Source organism: Acinetobacter sp. RG5 (assembly GCF_031844265.1).
Classification (GTDB): domain Bacteria; phylum Pseudomonadota; class Gammaproteobacteria; order Pseudomonadales; family Moraxellaceae; genus Acinetobacter.
On record NZ_JAUZUV010000040.1, the window covers coordinates 1 to 2,407 of the forward strand.

Annotated in this window: 4 protein-coding genes; 2 read left to right on the forward strand and 2 right to left on the reverse strand. The window is 36.2% G+C overall.

Annotated elements, in window-relative coordinates; genetic code table 11:
* Positions 1-244: 244 nt before the first annotated feature.
* Together Q9R21_RS14765 and Q9R21_RS14770 are read right to left on the reverse strand one after the other, a co-directional pair.
* Entirely contained in the window at positions 245-676 is a 432-nt protein-coding gene (locus Q9R21_RS14765) for a MarR family winged helix-turn-helix transcriptional regulator (protein WP_005108698.1), read from the reverse strand.
* 6 nt (positions 677-682) lie between these two features.
* Positions 683-1,111, reverse strand: coding sequence for an organic hydroperoxide resistance protein (locus Q9R21_RS14770; protein WP_005108699.1), 429 nt, complete (start codon positions 1,109-1,111; stop codon positions 683-685).
* Positions 1,112-1,714: 603 nt separating this feature from the next.
* On the opposite strand from Q9R21_RS14770, the gene Q9R21_RS14775 reads away from it, so the two are divergent.
* Entirely contained in the window at positions 1,715-2,071 is a 357-nt protein-coding gene (locus Q9R21_RS14775; RefSeq protein ID WP_004668307.1) for a type II toxin-antitoxin system RelE/ParE family toxin, read from the forward strand.
* Positions 2,064-2,366 carry a helix-turn-helix domain-containing protein gene (locus tag Q9R21_RS14780; protein ID WP_001140620.1) on the forward strand — a complete coding sequence of 101 codons (303 nt, stop codon included), beginning with the start codon at positions 2,064-2,066 and terminating at the stop codon, positions 2,364-2,366. Before Q9R21_RS14775 ends, Q9R21_RS14780 begins: the two co-directional genes overlap by 8 nt.
* Positions 2,367-2,407: the final 41 nt, after the last annotated feature.

Below are 2,407 nucleotides of genomic sequence, written 5' to 3' on the forward strand. Positions count from 1 at the left end.
ATGTCTAATCAACAGGGTTTTCGGTCTCTAAGTACTTTTTAAAGGGAACATCATCGACTCAAATCTCTATTTGCAACAGTGCCATAAAAACCATCATAAACCAGACATTTTTATTGGTGAGAATATAGACACTTTAAATGGGTTCTAACAAACACGTTTCGTATAAGGTGTATTATGTTAATTTTAGAAAAATTAATTAATTTTCAGAATCATAGTGACTCATATCACCAGATAATAAGATTTCTTAAATTTTCTCTGATAACACTTTAACCAATGACTTTAATTCTTCTTTTAGTTTATTTAAATTTTCAAGTTGAATACTTTGAGTCAGCTCTTTAGGAATCATTTCTGCGGCAGCTCGTAGCTCTCGACCCTTTTCTTTTAATGAAATAAGGACTCTTCTTTCATCATTAGGATCACGTGATCGATTAATAAGTTCAGACTTTTCCATTCTTTTTAGTAAGGGCGTTAGTGTCCCACTATCCAGGTGTAAAATTTGTCCAAGATCACCCACACTTACACATTCTTTTTCCCATAAAACCAACATCACTAAATATTGAGGATAAGTGAGTCCGAGAGGTGTAAGAAAAGGGCGATAAGCTTTTACGATTAAATTAGATGCAGCATAAATAGGAAAACATAGTTGCTCATCTAGGCAAAGCTGATTCTTGGACATAGCTTTTTATTTGGTATAGACAGTGGTCGATACCTGTATATTACCTCGAATAGCGTTGGAATAAGGACATACTTGATGCGTTTGTTCCACGATCTTCTCTGCATCAGCTTGTGAAATACCTGAAAGAGTGACATCTAAGTGTACTGTTAAGGAAAATCCACCATTGCCATTAGCAACCATGCCAACAGTACTCAGGACTTCTACATCGTTATCACGGATTTTATGTTCTTTATTGCTACGAGTTACATGGATCACGGCATTTCCAAAGCATGCAGCATAGCCAGCTGCAAATAATTGCTCAGGATTCGTTGCATCACCTCGACCACCTAATTCTTTTGGCAAAGCTAATTTTAGTTCTAAGATACCATCTTCACTACGAATATTCCCTGAACGTCCACCGATTGCTTTAACTTGGGTAGAATAAAGATTACTCATTTTAATTACCTTTAAATAATATATTGTGTGCAATATAATTGTATAAAATTTAATTTATGTCAATTTTTTTATATGCGATTTAACATAATGGCGGTTATACGAAATGCATTTGCATATTAAGTTAAAAATCAATCACTTAAAAATTTAGTTATGACCAATAAATCAGCAGAAATCTGCTTTTGTAATAAGTTGGTGAGTTTTTAAGCGAATCTGTAACATTTTGCCAGTAAAATTGGTTAAAAAACGATCAATTTGAGTAAAAGTGTCCATTCCATGCGGATCCAGGTTGCGAAACTATCCCCAATTGCTGTGGATAAAATTTAGGCTATTTTGTAGGTTAGAACGCACAAGAATATCGGCTATTTGCGGCTATTCTGAAAACTGGAGTTTTCCTATGATGAACTCATCAGGAACAGGAAGTTCCATAACATAAAACAAAAATTATAAGTTATTGCACATGGACCAAAGGGTACAAAAGCGCAGCAAGTAACAATAGAAACCCCCGGCAGGATACCGGGGTTTTTTATTGCTTATCCTTTCTCATTTGCAAAACAAACATAATGCCCCTAAAATATAGACTATAATCTATATTTTGGTTGTGGTATGTGGACAGTCATTACGACAGATCTATTTAATCAGTGGCTTGAACAGCAAGATGAACCTACACAAGAGAAGGTCCTAGCTGCCCTGGTTGTTCTACAGCAGCAGGGACCGAGTTTAGGCCGTCCTTTAGTAGATACTGTGTATGAGTCTAAATTTACCAATATGAAAGAACTGCGTGTTCAACATCGCGGTAGACCCTTAAGAGCTTTCTTCGCATTTGATCCCTTACGACAGGCTATTGTTCTATGTATTGCTGATAAAGGCGGTAAAAAGCGTTTTTATAAAGACATGCTGGATATTGCAGATGAACAATACCAACTTCATCTCACTACCCTAGGAGATAAATCTAATGGCTAAGACTCTGCAAGAATTGTTAGCTAGCCGCTCTCCAGAGAGCCAAGCCCGTATTCAAAAAATGGCTGATGAATTACTGCTAGAAAATCAGCTTCATCTTATTCGTGAAGAACTCGAAATTTCTCAAAAAGAGCTTGCTGAAACTTTGGGAATAAAACAGCCATCGCTTTCAGCAATAGAAAATCGTGGCAATGATCTTAAGATTTCAACCATGAAAAAGTATGTTGAGGCAATGGGTGGGAAGCTCCGTATTGATGTAGAGCTTCCAACAGGAAAACATATAGGATTCAACGTTTAACAATAAAAATGGGAGCTATAGGCTCCCATTTTTAGATTCGT